Annotated in this window: 19 protein-coding genes, 1 tRNA gene and 2 pseudogenes; 14 read left to right on the forward strand and 8 right to left on the reverse strand. The window is 71.1% G+C overall.

Going from position 1 to position 21,925, the window contains the following annotated elements; translation table 11 throughout:
- The first annotated feature begins 72 nt into the window (after positions 1 to 72).
- The 10 genes from M4960_RS13155 to M4960_RS13200 all read left to right on the forward strand — a co-directional run bounded on the left by M4960_RS13155 (position 73) and on the right by M4960_RS13200 (position 8,078).
- Entirely contained in the window at positions 73 to 303 is a 231-nt protein-coding gene (locus M4960_RS13155) for a DUF4244 domain-containing protein (RefSeq protein ID WP_248704468.1), read from the forward strand.
- Positions 287 to 649, forward strand: coding sequence for a TadE family type IV pilus minor pilin (locus M4960_RS13160; protein ID WP_248704469.1), 363 nt, complete (start codon positions 287 to 289; stop codon positions 647 to 649). The genes M4960_RS13155 and M4960_RS13160 overlap by 17 nt, the downstream gene beginning before the upstream one ends.
- 16 nt (positions 650 to 665) lie before the next feature.
- A complete protein-coding gene (locus M4960_RS13165; protein ID WP_248704470.1) occupies positions 666 to 1,115 on the forward strand; it encodes a hypothetical protein in 450 nt (149 codons plus the stop codon).
- On the forward strand, positions 1,091 to 3,898 hold the full coding sequence (gene topA / locus M4960_RS13170; RefSeq protein WP_248704471.1) for a type I DNA topoisomerase: 2,808 nt from the start codon (positions 1,091 to 1,093) through the stop codon (positions 3,896 to 3,898). The genes M4960_RS13165 and topA overlap by 25 nt, the downstream gene beginning before the upstream one ends.
- Positions 3,895 to 4,530, forward strand: a complete 636-nt coding sequence (gene tmk / locus M4960_RS13175) for a dTMP kinase (RefSeq protein WP_131845658.1) — start codon at positions 3,895 to 3,897, stop codon at positions 4,528 to 4,530. The genes topA and tmk overlap by 4 nt, the downstream gene beginning before the upstream one ends.
- A 61-nt stretch (positions 4,531 to 4,591) precedes the next feature.
- Entirely contained in the window at positions 4,592 to 5,734 is a 1,143-nt protein-coding gene (locus M4960_RS13180) for a DNA polymerase III subunit delta' (RefSeq protein WP_111084209.1), read from the forward strand.
- Between the two features lie 48 nt (positions 5,735 to 5,782).
- A complete protein-coding gene (locus tag M4960_RS13185; RefSeq protein WP_248704472.1) occupies positions 5,783 to 6,418 on the forward strand; it encodes a TetR/AcrR family transcriptional regulator in 636 nt (211 codons plus the stop codon).
- A gap of 46 nt (positions 6,419 to 6,464) precedes the next feature.
- Positions 6,465 to 6,537: transfer RNA gene (locus M4960_RS13190), tRNA-Thr, on the forward strand.
- A 195-nt stretch (positions 6,538 to 6,732) separates the two neighbouring features.
- On the forward strand, positions 6,733 to 7,536 hold the full coding sequence (locus tag M4960_RS13195; protein WP_132100079.1) for a glycoside hydrolase family 16 protein: 804 nt from the start codon (positions 6,733 to 6,735) through the stop codon (positions 7,534 to 7,536).
- A 101-nt stretch (positions 7,537 to 7,637) separates the two neighbouring features.
- Positions 7,638 to 8,078 (forward strand): BLUF domain-containing protein, encoded by a 441-nt coding sequence (locus M4960_RS13200; RefSeq protein ID WP_123938665.1) that lies wholly within the window; start codon positions 7,638 to 7,640, stop codon positions 8,076 to 8,078.
- A gap of 3 nt (positions 8,079 to 8,081) precedes the next feature.
- Here the strand turns inward: M4960_RS13200 and M4960_RS13205 are convergent, their stop codons facing one another.
- On the reverse strand, positions 8,082 to 9,761 hold the full coding sequence (locus M4960_RS13205) for an HAD family acid phosphatase (RefSeq protein ID WP_248704473.1): 1,680 nt from the start codon (positions 9,759 to 9,761) through the stop codon (positions 8,082 to 8,084).
- Positions 9,762 to 9,890: 129 nt separating this feature from the next.
- Here M4960_RS13205 and M4960_RS13210 point away from each other — a divergent pair, with 129 nt between their 5' ends.
- The 4 genes and pseudogenes from M4960_RS13210 (at position 9,891) to M4960_RS13225 (ending at position 14,657) form a co-directional block, all read left to right on the forward strand.
- A complete protein-coding gene (locus M4960_RS13210) occupies positions 9,891 to 10,886 on the forward strand; it encodes a Gfo/Idh/MocA family protein (RefSeq protein ID WP_248704474.1) in 996 nt (331 codons plus the stop codon).
- Between the two features lie 73 nt (positions 10,887 to 10,959).
- The gene (gene dacB, locus M4960_RS13215; protein WP_248704475.1) at positions 10,960 to 12,468 is read left to right on the forward strand and encodes a D-alanyl-D-alanine carboxypeptidase/D-alanyl-D-alanine-endopeptidase; all 1,509 of its coding nucleotides are present in this window, start codon (positions 10,960 to 10,962) and stop codon (positions 12,466 to 12,468) included.
- Positions 12,469 to 12,491: 23 nt separating this feature from the next.
- Positions 12,492 to 13,112, forward strand: coding sequence for an isochorismatase family protein (locus tag M4960_RS13220; protein WP_132100082.1), 621 nt, complete (start codon positions 12,492 to 12,494; stop codon positions 13,110 to 13,112).
- A gap of 74 nt (positions 13,113 to 13,186) precedes the next feature.
- Positions 13,187 to 14,657 (forward strand): annotated as a pseudogene (locus M4960_RS13225) (NAD-dependent succinate-semialdehyde dehydrogenase).
- Between the two features lie 18 nt (positions 14,658 to 14,675).
- Here M4960_RS13225 and M4960_RS13230 read toward each other — a convergent pair.
- The 7 genes and pseudogenes from M4960_RS13230 to trpS form a co-directional block, all read right to left on the reverse strand.
- Positions 14,676 to 16,529, reverse strand: a complete 1,854-nt coding sequence (locus tag M4960_RS13230) for an ABC transporter ATP-binding protein (RefSeq protein ID WP_248704476.1) — start codon at positions 16,527 to 16,529, stop codon at positions 14,676 to 14,678.
- Positions 16,530 to 16,536: 7 nt separating this feature from the next.
- The gene (locus M4960_RS13235; RefSeq protein WP_123292166.1) at positions 16,537 to 16,752 is read right to left on the reverse strand and encodes a helix-turn-helix domain-containing protein; all 216 of its coding nucleotides are present in this window, start codon (positions 16,750 to 16,752) and stop codon (positions 16,537 to 16,539) included.
- A gap of 159 nt (positions 16,753 to 16,911) precedes the next feature.
- Positions 16,912 to 18,291: an MFS transporter gene (locus M4960_RS13240; protein WP_248704477.1), complete on the reverse strand. Its 1,380-nt coding sequence runs from the start codon at positions 18,289 to 18,291 to the stop codon at positions 16,912 to 16,914.
- A 188-nt stretch (positions 18,292 to 18,479) separates the two neighbouring features.
- Positions 18,480 to 19,133: pseudogene (gene ribA / locus M4960_RS13245) on the reverse strand (GTP cyclohydrolase II); the annotation flags it as partial.
- Between the two features lie 29 nt (positions 19,134 to 19,162).
- Positions 19,163 to 20,227, reverse strand: a complete 1,065-nt coding sequence (ribD, locus tag M4960_RS13250) for a bifunctional diaminohydroxyphosphoribosylaminopyrimidine deaminase/5-amino-6-(5-phosphoribosylamino)uracil reductase RibD (RefSeq protein WP_248704544.1) — start codon at positions 20,225 to 20,227, stop codon at positions 19,163 to 19,165.
- 120 nt (positions 20,228 to 20,347) lie between these two features.
- Positions 20,348 to 20,905 carry a GNAT family N-acetyltransferase gene (locus M4960_RS13255; protein ID WP_248704478.1) on the reverse strand — a complete coding sequence of 186 codons (558 nt, stop codon included), beginning with the start codon at positions 20,903 to 20,905 and terminating at the stop codon, positions 20,348 to 20,350.
- A gap of 2 nt (positions 20,906 to 20,907) precedes the next feature.
- On the reverse strand, positions 20,908 to 21,918 hold the full coding sequence (gene trpS, locus M4960_RS13260; RefSeq protein ID WP_111084195.1) for a tryptophan--tRNA ligase: 1,011 nt from the start codon (positions 21,916 to 21,918) through the stop codon (positions 20,908 to 20,910).
- Between the last annotated feature and the right edge of the window lie 7 nt (positions 21,919 to 21,925).

Here is a 21,925-nt window from a genome sequence, read left to right on the forward strand (position 1 = left end):
TGCCGCTCGAGGCCCCGATCGTGCGGTGGCCACGCGCCACGCTGGGATCAACGCAACAGAAGGGACGAACCCATGAGCACCACCCCGAACCGAATCCGTCGCGCCAGCCGCGTCGTCGACCGGCTCCGCGTCGTCGACCGGCTCCGCGCCGTCGCGCAGGACGACCAGGGGTCTGCGACCGCCGAGTACGCGGTCGTCATCCTCGCCGCCGTGGCGTTCGCCGGCGTGCTCGTCGCCGTCATGCGCTCGGGCGAGGTGCAGACCATCCTCACCGAGCTCGTCCGCGGTGCCCTCTCGCTGTGACCAGGCGCGGCGCCCCGACCGGGACTCCGACCGGGGCTCGGTCACGGTCGAGTTCGCGGTCGTGCTGCCCGCCGTCGCACTCGTCCTCACCCTGCTCGTCGCGGCCGTGCTGGTCGTCGACGGACAGGGACGCCTGCAGTCGGCCGCCGCGGCGGCTGCGCGGGGCGTCGGGCGCGGGGACGACGCCGTCGGACTCGCCGCCGCCGAGCGGATCGCGCCGGGATCCTCCGTCACCGTCCGGCGCACCGACGACCTCGTGTGCGTCGACGCCACGCGCGGCGGCGCCGGTCCGTTCTCGGCGCTGCCGCTCCGGGCGACGGCGTGTGCTGCGGCCGGGGGACGCTGACCCCGAGCGCGGTTCGGTGACCGTGCTCGTCGTCGCCGTCCTCGGCGTCGGGGTGCTCGTCGCGTCGTCAGCGCTCGCCGCCGCCGGACACCGCACGCAGGCAGTCCGGGCCGGGGATGCCGCCGACGCCGCCGCGACCTCGGCCGCTGCGGCCTCCGTCGGACTCCTGACCGGCTCGCCGTGCGACGTCGCCGAGCGGGTCGCACGGGCGAACGGCTCGGCCCTCGTGGCCTGCGACCTCGCCGCCGCGACGGCCCGGGTGCGGGTGGTCGTCGGCTCCGGACCGTTCGCCGTCGGCGCATCCGCGGTCGCCGGTCCGGCGGACGACCACCCCGACCACGGTGTGTATGGTGTGCCTGTCGGCCACCGGTCACCGATGTCCCGGGCGACCCGGACACGTTCGTGTCCAGGGCCGACCAGCACCACGGATCAAGGAGACACGTGCCAGGCACGAAGAAGCTCGTGATCGTCGAGAGCCCTGCGAAGGCGAAGACGATCGCGCAATACCTCGGTGACGGATACGAAGTCCAGGCCTCGGTCGGACACATCCGCGACCTCGTCGAGCCCAAGAACCTGCCGGCCGAGCTCAAGAAGGGCTCCCTCGGCAAGTTCTCGGTGGACGTCGACAACGGCTTCGAGCCGTACTACGTCGTGTCCGACGCCAAGAAGAAGACGGTCGCCGAGCTCAAGCGTGCGCTCAAGGATGCCGACGAGCTCTACCTCGCAACAGATGAGGACCGCGAGGGTGAAGCGATCGCCTGGCACCTGCTCCAGGTCCTCAAGCCGAAGGTCCCCGTCAAGCGGATGGTCTTCCACGAGATCACGAAGGAGGCGATCCAGCGTGCGCAGGAGGCCACCCGTGAGCTCGACACCGCCCTCGTCGACGCACAGGAGACCCGCCGCATCCTCGACCGTCTCTACGGGTACGAGGTCTCGCCGGTCCTGTGGCGCAAGGTCGCTCCCGGCCTCTCCGCCGGTCGTGTGCAGTCCGCCGCGACCCGGCTCGTGGTCGACCGCGAACGCGAGCGTCTCGCGTTCGTCTCGGCCAACTACTGGGACCTCTCCGCTCGGTTCGAGAAGACGGGGGAGTCCTCCTTCTCGGCGCGACTCGCCCGGATCCAGGGCACCCGCGTCGCCTCGGGGCGCGACTTCGACGACCGCGGTGCGCTCAGCGGTGACGTCGTGCGTCTCGACGAGGCCGCAGCCGCCTCGCTGACCACCGTGCTCGAGCGCGCCGGGGACGCCACCGTCCGCAGCGTCGACTCGAAGCCGTACACCCGCCGTCCGGCGGCGCCGTTCACCACGTCGACCCTGCAGCAGGAGGCAGCGCGCAAGCTGCGCCTGTCGCCGCGGCAGACGGCGCGTGCGGCGCAGACGCTGTACGAGAACGGGTACATCACCTACATCCGTACCGACTCGGTCTCGCTCTCGAAGCAGGCGATCGACGCGGCCCGCAAGCAGGCGGCCGACCTGTACGGCGCCGCGACCGTTCCGGACAAGCCCCGTCTGTACGCGAGCAAGAGCAAGAACGCGCAAGAGGCGCACGAGGCGATCCGTCCCTCGGGCGACTCCTTCCGTACCCCGCAGGAGCTCCAGGGCACGCTCACCGGTGTCGAGTGGCGGCTCTACGACCTCATCTGGAAGCGCACCGTCGCCTCCCAGATGGCGGACGCCAAGGGGTCGACCGCATCGATCGTGCTCGGTATCTCGTCCACCGAGTCGGTCGAGGGCATCACGTCGACCGCGAACGGCACGGACGCCGAGTTCACCGCGTCCGGCACCGTCATCACCTTCCGCGGGTTCCTCAGCGCCTACGAAGAAGGCCGCGACGAGGACCGCCACGAGTCGAGCGAACGTGCCGGTCAGGACGTCGCACTGCCCGACGTCAAGCAGGGCGAGCACCTCGAGGTGCACGACGTGCTGGCGAAGGGGCACGACACCACGCCCCCGCCGCGCTTCACCGAGGCCAGCCTCATCAAGACGCTGGAAGAGCTCGGGATCGGGCGTCCGTCGACCTACCCGACGATCAGCCCGACGATCATCGACCGCGGCTACGTGTCCCTGCGCGGCACCCAGCTCGTGCCGAACTGGATCGCGTTCAGCGTGGTCCGGCTGCTCGAGGAGTACTTCGGCGAACTGGTGGAGTACGACTTCACCGCCGAGATGGAAGAGGACCTCGACCGGATCGCCCGCGGCGACGCGGACCGGGTCGACTGGCTCAAGGGCTTCTACTTCGGTGGCGGCGACGACGACCAGCGCGGCCTGCGGACCGTCATCGACAACCTCGGCGAGATCGACGCGCGTGAGATCAACTCGGTCGAGCTCGCACCGGGCCTCACCCTGCGGATCGGTCGTTACGGCCCCTACATCGAGGTGCCGAGCGACGACCCGGAGAAGCCGCGTCGCGTCAACGTCCCCGAGGACCTGGCACCCGACGAGCTGACCGTCGAGAAGGCCAAGGAACTCGTCGACGCCCCCGTCATCGGTGACCGCGTCGTGGGCATCAACCCGGACACGGGCAAGGAGGTCCTGGCGAAGGACGGCCGCTTCGGCCCCTACGTCACGGAGCGCAGCCCGGAGCCCGAGCCCACCGTCGACCCGAAGACCGGCGAGGTCGTCGACGCCGCGGCCGCCGCCCCGGAGCCCGCAGCAGCCGAGGCCCCCGCCGAGACGACGACCGGCAAGAAGGCCACGGCGAAGAAGGCCCCGGCGAAGAAGACGACGAAGAAGGCCGCGGCGCCCAAGGAACGGACCGCCTCGCTCTTCAAGTCGATGGACCCGGCGACCGTCGACCTCGAGACCGCGCTGAAGCTCCTCGACCTGCCCCGCGTCGTCGGACAGGACCCGGAGACCGGCAACGACATCACCGCGCAGAACGGTCGCTACGGCCCGTACCTGAAGAAGGGGACGGACACCCGGACGCTCCCGGGCGAGGACGCGATCTTCGACATCGACCTCCCCGGTGCGCTCGAGATCTTCTCGCAGCCGAAGTACGGCGGGAACCGTGCCGCGAGCTCCGCGCTCAAGGAGTTCGAGGCGGACCCCGTGTCCGGCAAGCCGATCAAGATGAAGGACGGCCGCTTCGGCCCGTACGTCACCGACGGCGAGACGAACGCGACGATCCCGAAGGGCGAGGACGTCGAGGCCGTCGACCACGCCCGGGCGGTCCAGCTCATCGCGGACAAGCGCGCCAAGGGACCGGTCAAGAAGAAGACGCCGGCCCGACGGGCGCCGGCGAAGAAGAAGTGACCGGACGGTTCATCACGCTCGAGGGCGGCGACGGCGCGGGCAAGACGACCCAGGCCGAGCTGCTCTCGGCGTGGCTCGTCGAGCACGGCCGCACCGTCCTGCGCACCCGCGAGCCCGGCGGCACCGACCTGGGCCTCCGGATCCGCGAGATCGTGCTGCACGAGCGCGGGCACGTGTCGCCCCGGGCCGAGGCGCTGTTGTACGCGGCCGACCGCGCGCACCACGTCGAGACGGTCGTGCGTCCCGCGATCGCCCGCGACGAGGTCGTGCTGCAGGACCGGTACATCGACTCGTCGGTCGCCTACCAGGGCGTCGCGCGCGGCCTCGGCGCCGAACACATCCGCTCGGTGTCGGAGTGGGCGGCGGACGGCCTGGCGCCGGACCTGACGATCCTGCTCGACCTCGACGTGACGGTCGGACGCGCCCGGGTCGCCGCGGCCCGTGGCGACACGTTCGACCGCCTGGAGTCCGAGGCCGAGGCGTTCCACGAGTCGGTGCGACGTGCCTTCCTGGACATGGCGGCAGCCGAGCCCGACCGCTTCCTGGTGGTCGACGCCGGCGGATCCACCGAGGACGTGCAGCGTGCCATCCGTGCCGCGGTCGCCCCGCTCGTCGCGATCGACCCGGCGTGACCGTGGTCGCCCGCAAGGTGGTGGTCGCCCGCATGACGGTGGTCGCTGACAGGATGGTCCCGTGAGCGTGTGGGACGGCCTGACCGGTCAGGAAGAAGCAGTCGCCTCCCTCCGGAACGCCGCGGAGTCGACCGACGGCACCGGCGGCATGACGCACTCGTGGTTGATCACGGGGCCACCCGGGTCCGGCCGGTCGAACGTGGCGACGGCGTTCGCCGCAGCCCTCGTGGGCAACGGTCCCGACGACGACCACACCCTGCAGCAGATCACCGCGAAGACCCACCCCGACGTGTCGGTGCTCACGACGCAGCGCGTGATCATCACGATCGACGAGATCCGGCAGCTCGTGACCTCGTCGTACTACTCGCCCTCGGTCGGTCGGTACCGCATCGTCATCATCGAGGACGCCGACCGCATGACGGAACGCACCTCGAACCTGCTGCTCAAGGCGCTCGAAGAACCTCCGGAGCGCACCGTCTGGATCCTCTGCGCCCCGAGTGAAGCCGACCTGCTGCCCACCATCCGGTCGCGCGTCCGCTCCGTACGCCTCCGGGTCCCCGGCATCGAGTCCGTCGCCGACCTGCTGGTCGCCCGCACCGGCATCGACCGCGCCCTCGCGATGGACGCAGCACGGCAGGCGCAGAGCCACATCGGCATGGCGCAGCGCCTGGCGACGAGCGAGGACGCCCGCGATCGTCGCCGCCGCACCCTGACGACCGTGCTCGGCGTCCGGAGCGTCGGCGACGCCGTGATGGCCGCCGCCGACCTGCTCGCCGTCGCCGACGAAGACGCCAAGGCCATCACGCAGCAGCGCGACTCCGAAGAACGCGACGCCGCACTGCGATCGCTCGGCATCGAACCCGGCGGGACGATCCCGCCGGCCCTCCGCTCGCAGCTCCGGCTGCTCGAGGACGACCAGAAGCGCCGTGCGACCCGCAGCCTGCGCGACGGTCTCGACCGCATCCTGGTCGACGTGTCCTCGCTGTACCGCGACCTGCTCCTGCTCGGTCTCGGCGCCCCGGCGGAACCCGTCAACCTGGCGATGCGCGACCACCTCGACCAGGCCCTGCAGTCGGTCACGCCGGCCGCGGCGCTCGAGGTGCTCGACGCGATCGCCCTCGCCCGGCAGCGGATCGCCGCGAACGTGGCGGCGTTGCTCGCGCTCGAGGCGCTGCTCGTCACGATCGCCCGCGTCCGGCGCTGACCGCGACGGACTCTCCCCGCGACGAGTGGGGCATGGGACAATCACGGCATGCCCGACGCTGAACCCGGCCTGCGCGAACGGAAACGCCGCGCCACCCGCCGCGCCATCCAGGCGGCCGCGCTCCGCATCGCGATCGAGGACGGCCTCGGAGCGGTCACCGTGGACGAGATCTCGCGTCGAGCCGACGTCTCACCCCGCACGTTCTTCAACTACTTCCCGAGCAAGGAACAGGCGATCCTCGGGGACGACCCGGAGCTGCCCGACGACGCCGCGCTGCAGGAGTTCGTCGACGGGGGACCGGACGGCGACCTGCTGTCGGACCTCGGTGCACTGCTCGTGCACTCGACGCAGGAGCTCATCGAGGAACGCGGACTCATCGAGGAACGGCAGCAGGTGCTCCGGGCGAACCCCGAACTGTTCAGCCGACGCATGGAGTCGATGAAGGAGTTCCAGGCCGAGATCCAGGCGGCGGTCGCCCGGCGGCTCGAAGGCGAGGACCCCGAGCTCGCCGCGGACCCCGACGCGCTCCGTCGTCGGGCGCGCCTGGCGTCGATCGTGGCGCTCGGTGCGCTCCGGCACGCGTGGTGGGAGTGGTCCGGGTCCGAGGCCGGTTCGCACCTGGTCGACGAGCTCCGCAGGTCCTTCGCCGAGCTTGGCGTGCTCGTTTCGCGTTCACTCGTCTGAGCCTGTATAGTCATTGATCGTGCCGCTCCGGGTTCGGAGCGAGCGCGCCGCCTTAGCTCAGTCGGTAGAGCGATTCACTCGTAATGAATAGGTCGTCGGTTCGATTCCGACAGGCGGCTCGGAACACATCCCCGGTCACGGATCTGCAACAGGTCCTGACCGGGGATTTCTGCATCTGCGGGAAACCGCACCCCTTGACTCCGGACCAGACAGCGGGGGAGGACGCGGGTTAGCCTCGTCAGGACGCGGGGATCCCCGCGACCGACCACCTGCACCGCCCCGTACCCCCTCGGCGGACGACCGACGGAGGTACCGTGTTCAAGCGTGCGACGACCGTCGTCCTGGTGGCTGCTGCGGCTGCTGCGCTGGCCATCACGGCCGCCGCGGTGCCGGAGTCGCGGGCGACGTCATCGGCGGCCCCGGCCGGCGCATCGAGCAGCAGCGCGACCCCGACCCCGCACCCGACCACGGTGGCAACCGATCCGACCATCGGGCGCACGCCGACCTTCTCGGTGGACTTCGACACGCCGGCTGCGGCGAACGGCCCGTTCGCGGCGACGTACGCGCAGTCGTGGCAGCCGTACCCGGACGCTACCGGCGGCAAGTACTGGTCGAGCAAGATGGTCAGCGCGCACGACGGGTACATGGACATCGCCCTCGACGGCGAGCACGGATCGGCCGGCACGTTCGGCACGCCCGAGGACGCCTGGTCGCACGTCGGCGGGTCGTTCAGCATCCGCGCCCGTGCCACCGGCGGCGACAAGAACGGCGCAGCGATCATGCTCTGGCCGACGTCGAACGACTGGGCGGACGGCGAACTCAACTACCCCGAGGGCAACTTCGACGGCTCGCCGCGGGTGTTCCACCACTCGATGCTGCCCGGGGACGAGAAGGCGTCGGACAACTACAACACCCGGGTGTCCTGGCGGGACTGGCACACCTACACGACGGAGTGGATCCCCGGGCGGGCGATCCACTACTACCTCGACGGCAAGCTCGTCTTCACGGTCGCGCGGAACGTCCCGACGACCCCGCACCGCTACATGGTGCAGGTCGGCAACTGGGGCAAGGCCGGCAACCTGCAGATCGACTGGGTCCGCACCTACGACGCGCAGTGACGACGGGCCGCGCCGGCCCGCTCCCCGTTCTGGGGCTGCGCCGGACCGCCGTCGTGCGGGACGATCGAACCGAAGCCACGTTCTCCGTTCGAAAGGTCGTCATGCTCCTGTCACTCGTCTACATGAGCGCCGCCGACGAACCCTTCGACCAGCCCCGCCTCGACGCGCTCCTCGAACACGCCAGAGCCCGGAACGCCGCATCCGGCTTGTCCGGCCTGCTCGTGTACAAGGACGGCCGCTTCATGCAGCTGCTCGAGGGTCCGGAGGCCGCGGTCCTCGAGACGTACCAGCGCATCACCGAGGACCCCCGACACACCGACGTCGGGCTGCTCGTCGAGGAGCGGATCCACACGCCGCGGTTCGGCGAGTGGACGATGGCGTTCGACCGCGACCACGAGACCGCGCTCCCCGACGGCTTCGACACGTTCCTGTCCGACGGCGACCGGAGTGCGGACACCAGCAAGGCGCGAGCGTTGCTGCGCTGGTTCCGCACCCACCCGATGGCCGCGCCCGACGCCGCACTCGGCAAGCACCGGCGCTGAGGGTCAGGGCAGGTAGTACGTCGGGTTCGGCAGCTTGACGCTGCGGTCCGCCGAGCCCCCGAGCAGGTCGCTGTACTGGTCGCCGAAGTTCGAGACCACGTCGTACCGGCCGCCCGATCGTGACTCGATGTGCGCCCGGGTCTGCGACTTGTACTCGACGGTGGTGCACTTCGCCGTGGCGCAGGTGATGTACGACGGCTGCTGCGACGCCCCGACCCCGGTCCACTTCGTGTAGTACGTCTCGGTGCCGCGCTTCGTCGCCGAGAACTGCGGGGAGCCGACGCGCTGCAGGTTGTCGATGGTGGCGGTCTCCTGATCGGCGTTCCGGCCGGTCAGCCCGATGATCGTGCACCCGGAACGCTGTGCGATCGACACGAGCGAGGTCATCGACGGGGTCGCGGGGAACCGTTCGTCCTGCACCCACTCGTCCTGCAGCGCGGGGTCGAAGACGAAGTGCATGTCCGCGACCTCCATGTCGTAGGTCCAGAGCGTGGTGTCGTCGGCGTCGAGCACGATCGCGGGGTTGCGGTGCAGCTTGCGGCCGACGGCGCACTGGGCGGCGACGACGGGGGCCTGCCGCCGGACGAGGGACCGCATCTCGCGGATGTACGGGGAGTCGGTGCGGTTCGCGAGTCCGGTGCCGGGGTCGCCGTAGTAGGTGGCGATGGTCTTCTTGACGGAGTCGATGTTCGGGATGCCCTCACCGGACTGCGTCGCGCCGGAGGAGCCGTCGGCCGCCATCGTGAACTGTGTGCGGGGCGCGAGCCGCGGCTCGGAGACGCCGGGCAGATCGGCCGAGGGGAGGGAGTAGGTGGGGTTCGGCAGCTTGAGGGACCGGTCGGCGTACCCGCCCTGCAGGTCGCTCCACTGGTCGCCGATGTTCAGCGTGATGTCGTAGCCGAGGTCCTGCTCGATGTGCTTGCGGGTCAGGGCCTTGTACTCGACGGTCGTGCAGCTCGCTGCGGCGCAGGTCACGTACGACGGCTGCTGCGAGGCGCCCTTGCCGGTCCACTTCGTGAAGAAGCGGTCCTCGGTGAAGGCGGTGTAGCCGACCTTCGACAGGTTCTGCACGGTCGCGGTCTTCTGGTCGTCGTTCCGGCCGGTCAGTCCGAACACCGTGAAGCCCATCGCGGCGGCGCGGTTGACGAAGCCGACCATGGACGGGGTGGCGGCGAAGCGCTCGTCCTGCACCCACTCGTCCTGCCGTGCGGGGTCGAACACGAAGTGCATGTCCGCGACCTCCATGTCGTACGTCCACAGGGTGGTGTCGTCGGCGTCGAGGACGATCGCGGGCTTCTCGCCGTGTCGGACGGCACGGTCGTGGATGCGCTGCAGCGACGCTCCCTGGCGGGCGACGATCGATCGCATCTCGCGGATGTAGGGGGAGTCGGTCCGGTTCGCGAGGCCCGTGCCGGGGTCGCCGTAGTAGGTGGCGATGGTCTTCTTGACGGAGTCGATGTTCGGGATGCCCTCGCCGCCCTGCGTCGCACCGGACGTGCCGTCGGCAGCCATCGTGAAGTGCGTCCGCGGCGTCAGGCCGGCGTCGGCGGAGTGCCCCGGCGAGTGTCCCGGTCCGTGTCCTGGGTCGCCCCACCCGTGTGCGTTGGCCGGACCGCCGACGAGGGTGGACGTGAGGACGATCGCGGCGCTGGTGGCGACGACGGAGAGGACGGAACGGCGCATGGAGGACCTGCACACCTTCGACTCGGGGAGGAGTGACCCCCGGATGGGGGATCGTGGAGCACGTTAGCTGGCAATCACCAGTGGAGTCCATACCAAAGTGCTGCGGCCAGTCCTGGTAGACATGGCCGCATGACGGTTCGCTGGGGAGTCATCGGCACGGGCGGCATCGCCCGGTCCTTCGTGGGCGACTGCGTCGCCGCCGGCATCGAGTTCACGGCGGTCGGCAGCCGCACCCGCGACGGTGCCGAGGCGTTCGCGGCGGAGTTCGGCATCCCACGGGCGCACGGCTCCTACGAGGACCTCGTCGCCGACGACACGGTCGACGCCGTGTACGTCGCGACCCCGCACGTCCGGCACGCCGAGGACGCCCTGCTCGCGATCCGCGCCGGCAAGCACGTCCTCGTCGAGAAGGCCTTCACGATGACGGCGGCCGAGGCGCGGACCGTGGTCAATGCTGCCCGTCGAGCGGGCGTCGCGGTGACCGAGGCGATGTGGACCCGGTTCCTGCCGCAGATGGCGATGATCCGCGAGGTCCTGGCCGAGGGGCGCATCGGCCGGCCGGTGCTCGTCGAGGCGACGCACCACCAGGCCCTGCCCACCGACCCGTCGCACCGGCTGCGCGATCCCGCCCTCGGCGGTGGAGCCCTGCTGGACCTGGGCGTGTACCCGGTGTCCTTCGCCGTCGACGTGCTGGGGGTGCCCACCTCGCTCGTCGCGGCCGGCACGCTGAGCGAGCAGGGTGTCGACACGCAGATGGGCATCGTCCTGACGCACGACGGCGGTGCACAGTCGGTGATCCACTTCGGGATGGACGTGCGCAGCCCGAACACGGCCTCGGTGATCGGCGAGTCGGGGCGCATCGACGTCGACTCGACCTGGTACACCCCGACGACGTGGCGGATCCGGGACCGCGACGGCGTCGTGGTCGAGGAGTTCGACGCGCGGGAAGAGCTCGCCGGCTACGGCCACGAGGCGCGCGCGTTCGAGGCGATGGTCACGTCCGGCGTGCACGAGGGCGGTCCGATGGACGCCGAACAGTCGGTCGCGATCATGGCCGTCATGGACGAGGCCCGCCGCCAGGTCGGCGTGCGCTACCCCGCGGACGACGCCTCCACAGCGCCCTGATCCGGGTCGCGTCGTCCACATCGGGACGATCCGGCCTGGAGGCTCCTGCCGCAGTTCCGTAGGATCGGTCGCGATGTCCGAGCAGCAGCCCACCCCGCCTTCCGTACCGGAGCGTGTCCGCGCCGCCGTCGCAGCCGCGCGTGCCTCCGCCGTGCGCCGCCCGGTGCCCTGGATCGCCGGTGGCCTCGCGGCCCTGCTCGTGATCGGTTCGGGCGGGGCCGTCGCGGTCGCCGCGGCGATGACACCGGACACGGGCACGACAGCCGCGCCGGCGGCCACGTCGCGCGCGACCTCGACGCCGAGCCGGTCGACCGCCACCACGAAGCGACCGACGAGCACGCCGACACCCACCCCGGACGCCCGCGCCGTGCCGAAGGACCCGGCCGGCCCCTCCGCCCTGCGCACCTGCTCGATCGCCGGGGCGGCGTCGGCGAGTGGTCTCGGCGCGTTCGAGGGGTACGTCATGGACGCGAAGACCGGCGAGGTCCTGTTCTCGAAGGACGGCGACAAGGCCGCCCAGACCGGCAGCGTCATGAAGACCCTGACGACGGCGACGGCGCTCGCGGTGCTCGGCGGCGACCACCGCATCCCGACCACGGTCACGCAGGAGTCCGGCGGGACCATCGCGCTGGTCGGGCACGGCGACGCCACCCTGTCCGCCGGCAACGGCACGGTCTACCCGGGGGCCCCGACGCTCGCGCAGCTCGCCCAACAGGTCAAGGCGAAGGTCGGCGACACCCCCGTCACCACGATCGTCACCGACGACACGTACTGGAGCGACGCCGACGCGTGGGACCCCACGTGGCCGGTGTCCGAGCGCACCATCGGGTACCAGCCGAAGGTGACGGCGCTCATGGTCGACGGTGACCGGGCGAACCCGGCCGCGGCGACCTCGCCCCGGTCCGAGGACCCGGTCGGCCGCGCGGGCGCCGCGTTCCGGACGGCACTGGCGAACGCCGGGGTCGCCGGGGCGGGGTCGGCACAGATCGTCAAGCGCGCCACGACCAGCACGAACACCATCGCGACGGTGTCGTCACAGCCGGTGTCGACACTGATCGGGCAGATGATCCCGAACTCGGACAACACCCTCGCCGAGATGCTCGCCCGGGTGTCGTCGAAGGAGTCCGGCTCGAACGGGTCGGCGGCGTCGCTGACCTCGGTGTACCAGTCGGCGCTCGGTTCCTACGGCGTCGACCCGGCCGGCATCGTCATCAAGGACGGCTCGGGCGAGAGCGCCGCGAACGCGGTGTCGCCGAACTTCGTCGCCCACCTCATGGTGCAGGTCGCGGCCGGTGCGAAGGGCCTCGGTACCCTCGCGAACGCCCTGCCCGTGTCGGGCCAGTCCGGCACCCTCGCCAGCCGCTTCACCGGCGCGAACGCCGTCGCCCGCGGCAAGGTGCACGCGAAGACCGGGTGGATCGACAGCGCGAACACCCTCGGCGGGTACATCGACGCCGCAGACGGATCGCGCCTGACCTTCGCGTTCTACGCCATCGGTTCGTCGCGCGCGGCCGCGCTGCCGGCGCTCGACGCGGTGACCGCGGCGGCCTACTCCTGCGGGAGCAAGCTCACCGACTCCTGAGTCACCGGGTGTTGGATGGGCCCATGGCACGGGCTCTCCTCATCGTCGACGTCCAGAACGACTTCACCGAGGGCGGTGCGCTCGGGGTGACCGGGGGTGCGGCTCTCGCGGAACGGATCAGCGCGTTCCTCGGCCGGCACGCCGAGGAGTACGACCTGATCGTCGGCTCCCGCGACTGGCACCACGGCGACGACGACAACGGCGGACACTTCGCCGGACCCGAGGGCCCCGACTTCGTCGACACGTGGCCCGTGCACTGCGTGGCCGGCACACCGGGCGCCGAGTACCACCCGGAGCTCGACACCGAGCCGATCGACGTCGACGTCTTCAAGGGCCAGGGCACGCCGGACTACTCGGCCTTCCAGGCGCGGACCGAGTCGGGCGTGCCGTTGCCGGAGATCCTGGCCGAGCACCGGGTGCACTCCGTCGACATCGTCGGCATCGCCACCGACCACTGCGTCCGGGCCTCGGCCCTCGACGCCCGCGCTGCCGGCATCGACGTCGCCGTCTACGAGGACCTGGTCGCCGGCGTCGACGTCGAGCGCAGCGCCCGCGCGCTCGACGACATCCGATCGGCCGGCGGGCACGTCGACCGCAGCGACATGGACGAGGGGCTCGCGAACCCCGGAGGAGCACAGCTGTGACCGAGACCAGCACCGACACCAGCGCCGACACCAGCACCGACACGAGCGCCACGACCGGCGACCTCACCACGACCGTGGGCGACGACCACGTCACCGTGCAGGGCGTGCCGACCGGCCTGTTCATCGGCGGGTCCTGGCGCCCGTCGGCGAGCGGCGCGACGTTCGCCGTCCGCGACCCCTCGACCGGCGACGTGCTGGCCGAGGTCGCCGACGCCACCCCCGAGGACGGCATCGCCGCGCTCGACGCCGCGGTCGCCGCGCAGCGGGAGTGGGCGGCGACCGCTCCACGCCAGCGTTCCGACGTGCTGCGTCGCGCGTTCGACCTCGTCCGCGCCCACGAGGACGACCTGGCCGCCCTGATGACGCTCGAGATGGGCAAGCCCCTGACAGAGGCCCGCGGCGAGGTGGTCTACGGCGGCGAGTTCCTCCGCTGGTTCTCGGAGGAGGCCGTCCGCATCGGCGGCGACTACCGCACCAACCCCGAGGGCACCGGACGCGCGATCGTCCTGAAGCGTCCGGTCGGGCCCGGTGTACGCGATCACCCCGTGGAACTTCCCCCTCGCCATGGCGACCCGCAAGATCGGCCCCGCACTGGCGGCCGGCTGCACGGTCGTCGTGAAGCCGGCGGAGCTCACGCCGCTGACCACGCTGTTCCTGGTCGAGCTGTTCCGCCGTGCCGGGCTGCCGGACGGCGTGCTCAACGTGGTGCCGTCCCTCGACGCCAAGGGCCTGTCCGAGCCGATCATCGCCGACCGCCGCCTCCGCAAGCTCACCTTCACCGGATCGACGCCGGTCGGGTCCGCGCTCCTCAAGCAGGCGGCGGACAACGTGCTCAGGACGAGCATGGAGCTCGGCGGCAACGCCCCGCTGTTGGTCTTCGACGACGCCGACCTCGACGCCGCCGTCACCGCTGCGATGCTCGCGAAGTTCCGGAACGTCGGCGAGGCCTGCACTGCCGCCAACCGGTTCTTCGTGCAGGACGGCATCGCCGACGCGTTCGTGGCCGCCCTCACCGCGAAGGTCGACGCGCTCCGCATCGGCCGGGGTACCGAGGTCGGCACGACGATGGGTCCGCTCATCGACGATCGTGCGGTGGACAAGGCCGCCGGACTCGTCGACGACGCGGTCACCCGCGGCGCACGGCTCGTCACCGGCGGACACCGCGTCGAGCGGCCCGGCACCTACTACGCGCCCACGGTGCTCGACGACGTCCAGCCGGGATCGGAGATCCTGACGACCGAGATCTTCGGACCGGTCGTGTCGATCACCCGCTTCGCGACCGAGGACGAGGGCATCCGGCTCGCCAACGACACCGAGTTCGGGCTCATCGCCTACGCGTTCACGACGGACTTCCCGCGCGGGCAGCGGCTCGCCGAACGCCTGGAGACCGGGATGCTCGGACTGAACACCGGCGTCGTGTCGAACGCAGCGTTCCCGTTCGGCGGGGTGAAGTCGTCCGGTCTCGGCCGCGAGGGCTCGCACGAGGGCATCGAGGAGTACCTCGAGACCGTGTACGTGCTCACCCCGGACCCGTTCGCCGCCTGAACGGGCCGACGGCGGGGCTCAGACCAGCAGCTGGTGCTTCGCCAGGTCGCGGTAGAGCGGCGTCGACTCGACGAGCTCGGAGTGCGTGCCGGCGCCGACGACCCGGCCGTGCTCGAGCACGACGATGACGTCGGAGTCCACCACGGTGGACAGCCGGTGCGCGATGACGAGCAGGGTGCGGTCCTCAGCGACGGCATCGATCGCCAGCCGCATCTTCTGCTCGTTCACACCGTCGAGCGACGACGTCGACTCGTCGAGCAGCAGGATCGGGGGAGCGGCGAGCAGCGCGCGGGCGATGGCCAGCCGTTGACGCTCTCCGCCCGAGAGCATCACGCCGTCCTCGCCGACCTGGGCGTCGAGCCCACGCGGGTCGCGGTGCAGCACCTCGCCGAGGTTGACCGCCTCGAGCACGCGGACGCAGTCGTCCTCGGTCGCATCCGGCGAACCGAGCAACAGGTTCGCGCGGATGGTGCCGGCGAGTACCGGGGCGTCCTGCTCGACGTAGCCGATCTGGGCGCGGAGCTCCTGGCGGTCCATGCCCCGGACGTCGATGCCACCGAGCCGGATGACGCCCTCGGTCGGGTCGTAGAACCGCTCGATCAGGGCGAGGGTCGTCGACTTGCCAGCACCCGACGGACCCACGAGTGCGACCCGCGAGCCGCGGGGAACACGGAACGACACGTCGTGGAGCACCACGTCGTCGGCCGGACGCTCGTCGGCGAGGCGATCCGGGCCTCCCGGTCGGTCCACCGCGCCGGACGCGACGGCGCCGTCCGGACCGGACGCGTCCGCTGTAGCCGCGTACCGGAACGTGACGTGCTCGAACGTGATGGCGTCGTCGGAGGCGACCGCGGCGGCGGGGCGCGCAGCGGCGTCGTCCTGCGCCTCGGTCGGCAGGTGCAGGATCTCCTCGATCCGGCCGAGCGCACCGAGCGCCTGCGCGACCGCGACGGCGGCGCCCATCGCCTGGCCGAGCGGCATGATCATCATGAAGAGCAGCAGGATGAACGTGATGAGCGTGGCGATGGTGATGGTGCCCGCGGCGACCTGGGCCCCGCCGACGCCGAGCACGGCGATGAACGCCACCTGCATGACGATGCTCGCGACCGGGACGACGAACGCGGACATCTTCGCGATGTCGAGGCCGCGCTGGTAGGCCTCGGTCGCGTGTCCGTCGACCTCGTGCACCTCGCGCTCGGTGGCACCCGCCGCGCGGATGGTGCGGACGGCGCCGATGCCGCGCTCGACCGCCGCGGTCAGGTCGCCGACCTTCTCCTGCGCACGCTTCGACGCGATCCGGATGCGCCGACTCAGTCCGCCGACGACCACGATCGCGACCAGGACGATGACGACCACGATCACGAGCAGCAGCGGGTCGATGATCGCCATCGCGATGATCGCGCCGATGAACGTGAGGGCGCCGCCGATCGACTCGATCAGGCCCTGGGTCAGGACGGCGCGCAGGAGCGTGGTGTCGCTGCCGACGCGGGACACCAGGTCGCCGGTGCGGCGGGTGTCGAACTCCGAGATCGGCAGGTTGAGGATGCGGGCGATGAGCTTGCGGCGCGTGGAGAGCACGACGCCCTCGCCTGCACGCTGCAGCAGGAAGTGCTGCACACCGTTCAGGACGCCGGCGACCAGGACGAGCCCGACGAGCAGCCAGACGAGCGTGCTGAGCGTGTTGCCCTGCTGCACCGCCGTGACGACCTGGTTGACGAGCAGCGGCTGCGCGAGCGACGCCCCGGCGCCGAGGATGCTCAGCACGATGATGACGACCATCGCCGGCTTGTTCTCGAACAGGTAGGACAACAGGCGGCCGAAGGTGGCGCGGGGGCCGTCGGTCTTCTTGGGGCGCGCGAAGGGGAGACTCATCGTGTTCCTAGTTTCTGCCGTACTTCTTGTGCACTGCCTGTCGGCTGACACCGAGCAGGGTCGCGATCTCCTGCCACGACGCCCCGGCGTTGCGGGCGGCACGGGCAGCGAGCTCTTCGGTCCGGTCGAGTTCACGGCGGAGCTCGCGCACGTTGGCGAGGGCGGAGAACGGGTCGTCCCCGGAGGCTCCGGCCGCGAGGCTCGTGATGGTCGGTCGGTCCATGGCTGTCAACCTACATTGACGCGCTGACAGCCGTCAACCTGAGTTGACGGACAGGTTGGTGCGTCGACGTCGTGCGCCGGGCAGTCGGGGCGCGCACACGACAGACGGGAGGCTCGGTGCCAGCTGGCACCGGGCCTCCCGTCCGTCCGTGGTGACGCCTCAGGCGTCCGCGAACTCCTTGCTCTTCGTCTCACGGACGAAGAGCAGCGCGACGAGCGTCACGACGGCGGCGATCGTCAGGTACAGCCCGACCAGGAAGATGTTGCCGTCGGCCTGCCACAGCGCCAGGGCGATCGTCGGCGCGAGCGAGGCACCGAGGATCGACGCGACGTTGTACGCGATCGCCGAACCGGTGTACCGGACGTTCGTCGGGAACAGCTCCGGCAGCAGCGCACCCATCGGCCCGAAGGTCAGCCCCATCAGGGACAGTCCGACGATCAGGAACGTCACCACCGTGATCGGGCCCTGCGACGCGGCGAACCAGAACTGGAACGTCAGACCGAACAGCGCGATGCCGATCGTGGTCGGGATGAGGGTCTTCCGGCGCCCGAACCTGTCGGCCAGGATGCCGGCGATCGGGGTGAAGATGCCGAAGAACACGACGCCGATCATGAGCAGCGTCAGGAACTCACCGCGGCTGTAGCCGAGGCCGACCTTCGGGACGAGCGGACCGGCCTCGGCACCGGTGGTGCCGTACGACAGCGTGAACGTGGTCATGAAGTAGAAGAGGACGTACGTCGCGACCATGCCGAACGTGCCGACGATGAGCGCCTTCCACGAGGTGCGGAACACCCGGCCCAGCGGGATCTTCGCGACCGTGCCGGACTCCTGCACGCCGCGGAACACCGGCGACTCGACGAGCTTGAAGCGCACGTAGAGCCCGACGATGACCAGGACCGAGGAGAGCAGGAACGGGATGCGCCAGCCCCACGCCTGGAAGTCGGCGTTCGGGGTGCCGTCGGCACCGGCGGGCATCGCGGCGTTGATCGCGATGAACAGGCCGTTCGCGAGCAGGAAGCCGATCGGTGCGCCGAGCTGCGGCATCGAACCGAAGACGCCGCGCTTGCCCTTGGGGGCGTTCTCGGTGGCGAGCAGTGCCGCACCGGACCACTCGCCGCCGAGGCCGACGCCCTGGGCGAAGCGCATCACGGCGAGCAGGACCGGCGCCCACACGCCGATGGTGCTGAACGTCGGCAGGCAGCCGATCAGGAACGTCGCGGTGCCCATGACGAGCAGCGACGCGACGAGGGTCGTCTTGCGACCCACCCGGTCACCGAAGTGCCCGAAGATGATCGACCCGATCGGCCGCGCGAAGAAGGCGAGGGCGAACGTCACGAACGACGACAGCTGCGATGCCGTGGGGTCCTCGTTCGGGAAGAACAGCGTCGGGAAGACGAGGACCGCGGCCGTCGCGTAGACGTAGAAGTCGTAGAACTCGATCGAGGTGCCGACGAGGCTGGCGATGACGACGCGCGAGCGCGGGTTGCCTGCTGGTGCCGGAGCTGAGGTCGGGGTTGCGGGTGCCGGTGCGGCGGTCATGGGTGTCGTGTGGTCTTCCGTGGTGCGCGCTCCTGGCAGGGAGCACGGATACCCGAAACGGCGGACACCGATCGGTTCGCGCAGGGTGGCGCGGGCACCGATCGGGTGCGTTCGGTTGGTGGGGGACCGCTTGTGACGGAAGACAACATCGTACGACAGATGTCGCCCACCTGCGAATCAGCCCAGAGTCAGCTGGCGGCTCCTGCGCCGGCGCCCGCCCCTGCGCTGGCGCCGGCCTCGAGGTGCGCGGGCAGCTGGTGCCCCATCCGGTCGCGCTTGGTGTCGAGGTAGCCGGCGTTCTGCGCCGAGACACCGACGACCAGCGGCACGAGCGACTCGACGGTGATGCCGTGCTCCTCGAGCTGGCGACGCTTCTCGGGGTTGTTCGAGAGCAGTCGCACGCGGGTGATGCCGAGTTCGGCGAGGATGCCCGCGGCGCCCCCGTACGCACGGGAGTCGGCCGGCAGCCCGAGCGCCAGGTTGGCGTCGAGCGTGTCGAGGCCGTCTTCCTGCAGTCGGTAGGCCTTGAGCTTGTTGATGAGCCCGATGCCGCGGCCTTCCTGCCCGCGCAGGTAGACCACCACGCCGCCCTCGGCAGCGATGGTGTCGAGGGCGGCGTCGAGCTGGGGCCCGCACTCGCACTTCAGCGAGCCGAACGCCTCGCCGGTCAGGCACTCGGAGTGCACGCGGACCAGGGCGCCGTCGGACGGGGCGGACCCGTCGGGCAGCGCGCCGATGATCGCGACGTGCTCGGCGCCGGTCACGAGGTCGCGGTAGGCGCGCATCTGGAACGTGCCGTGGGTGGTGGGGACGTTCGTCGACACCTCGAACTGGACGGGGCTGCCCGGGGTGGAGGAGGTCAGCGCGTCGGTCATGGGGTGCTCCGGTCGTTCGTGGGCCCGTCGTCTCCGAACCCGGGTGCTGCGTCGTGCTGCTGCGCTGTCGTGCTGCGCTGCGGTCGGGCTCGGACCAGCAGGTCAGGGCCCAGGCTGGTGGTCGATAGTACGTCCAACCGCCGACGCCCGGACATGCTTCCCACCCCGAGGTCGTCGAGGGCGACCCGGGGTCCGCCGAGCAGGATCGGGGCGACGTACACGAGGTACTCGTCGACGAGCCCGGCGGCGATGAGCGCGGACGCGACGGTGGGGCCGCCCTCGACGAACACGGAGTGCACGCCGTGCCCACGCAGGGCGGCGAGCGACGCGGCGAGGTCGTGCCCCGGCAGCGTCACGAGCCCACGGGGGTGTCGACGGACCGCGGCGTCGTCGGGTACGGCGCGGTCACCGAGCACGACCGCGAGCGGCTGGTCGGCGAGGAGTTCGCCCGCGTCACCCCGAGCGGTCAGGCTCGGGTCGTCGGCGAGGACGGTGCCGGTGCCGACCAGGATCGCGTCGTGCGCGGCACGCTGCTCGTGGACGTGCTGTCGGGCTGCGGCGCCGGTGATCCACTTGCTCGTCCCGTCGGCAGCCGCGGCCCGGCCGTCCAGGCTCGAGGCCCACTTCACGGTCACCCAGGGGCGTCCGAGTCGGACCGACAGGAGCCACCGTTCGAGGAACGCCTCGGCCTCGTCTGCGAGCACTCCGGACACGACGTCGACCCCGGCGGCGCGGAGACGGTCGGCGCCGCCGTGCACGTCCGTACCCGGGTCGTCGATCGCGTACACGACACGGGCGACCCCGGCCTCGATCAGGGCGACGGCGCAGGGGCCGGTGCGGCCGGTGTGGTTGCAGGGCTCGAGGGTGACGACGGCCGTCGCGCCGCGGAGCTGTGCCGGATCGACCTTCGCCATCGCGTCGACCTCAGCGTGCGGGGTTCCGGCACCCTTGTGCCACCCCTCGGCGAGGACGTCGCCGGCGGGGGAGAGGATCACCGCGCCGACCCGAGCGTGGTCGCCCACGACGGGCCCGAGGGCCGCGAGTTCGAGCCCGCGGCGCATCGCCCGGACCTCGGTGGGTCGTGCCGTGTCGCTCACGGATCGAGCCTACCGGCGGCGGATCGGTGACGCGTCATCGTCGGGAACGCGGCGTCATGCGGGACCGGGTCACGGAGCGCTGCGTCACGGAGCGTCGGGCCACGGGAGGTCCGATGCGAGCGCACCGTCGGCCCGGCGCAGGGCGGTCCAGGCGGTCGTCGGTCCGCCGTCGCGTCCGGGGATCCGGGCGGGCCCGACGCCGGTGAACGAGAACCCGGCGCTGCGGGCGACCGCGGCCGACGCCGTGTTGCCCTCGTAGCACTCCCAGTAGACGTCCGGAGCACCATCCTCGAACGCCCAGTCCACGACGAGCTCCACCGCATCGTGCATCAACCCGGCACCGCGGGCCGAGGGCGCCAGCCAGAAGCCGAGGTCGCGGCCGGCGGTGCGGTACCCGATGATCCCCTCGAGCCAGGAGGACCCACTCCGACGGATCGCCCAGGTGTACTCGCGGTCCGACGCCCAGCCGGGACCGACCAGGGCGTCGACGAAGGTCCGTGCGTCCTGTTCGCGGTAGGGCGTGGGGATGGTCGTCCAGCGGACGATGTCCGAGTCCTGACAGGCGTCGGTGATCGCCGCGGTGTCCGCCCGGGTCGGGACGTCGAGTCGGACCCGGGCGGACTCCAGCGTGACCGGCAGCACGGTCAGCCGCGCGAGCGCGGGACGAACCCGATCCGGTCGTACACGCGCGCCAGGGTCTCCTGCGCGATGGACTCGGCTCGGTCCGCGCCGACGGCGAGCAGCCGGTCGAGCTCTGCCGGGTCGTCGAGCAGCTCGAGCGTGCGGGTGCGCACCGGCTCGAGCTCGGCGACGACGGCGTCGGCGACCGCGCCCTTGAGGTCCCCGTAGCCCTTGCCCGCGAACGATGCCTCGAGCTCGGCGACGGGGGTCCGGCTGAAGGCGGACAGGATCGCGAGCAGGTTCGTCACGCCCGGCTTCGCCTGCCGGTCGGAGCGGATCTCGCGCTCGTCGTCGGTGACGGCCGACTTGATCTTCTTCGCGGTGCGCTTCGGGTCGTCGAGCAGCCGGATCAGGCCGCTGTCGGACGCCGCGGACTTGCTCATCTTGCTCGTCGGGTCCTGCAGGTCGTAGATGCGCGCCGTCTCGGTGCCGATCCGGGCCTCGGGCACGACGAACGTGTCGCCGAACCGCGAGTTGAAGCGTCCGGCGAGGTCGCGGGTGAGCTCGACGTGCTGGCGCTGGTCGTCGCCGACCGGCACGACCTTGGTGTCGTACAGCAGGATGTCGGCGGCCATCAGGACCGGGTACGTGAAGAGCCCGACCGACGCGGCCTCGGACCCCTGCCGCGCCGACTTGTCCTTGAACTGGGTCATCCGGCTCGCCTCACCGAAACCGGTGAGGGTGTTGAGCACCCAGGCGAGCTCGGCGTGGGCCGGCACGTGCGACTGCACGAACAGCGTCGACTTCGTCGGGTCGATGCCCGACGCGATGTACTGCGCGGCCGTCGCCCGGGTGCTCGCGCGGAGCTCGGCCGGGTCCTGCGGCGAGGTGATCGCGTGCATGTCGACGACGCAGTAGATGGCGTCGAAGTCGTCCTGCAGGTCGCGCCACTGCATGAGCGCGCCGACGTAGTTGCCGAGGTGTAGCGAGCCGGCGGACGGCTGGATGCCCGAGAAGATGCGGGTCTTGGTCATGGTGGTG

Source organism: Curtobacterium sp. MWU13-2055 (genome assembly GCF_023242305.1).
Lineage (GTDB): Bacteria > Actinomycetota > Actinomycetes > Actinomycetales > Microbacteriaceae > Curtobacterium.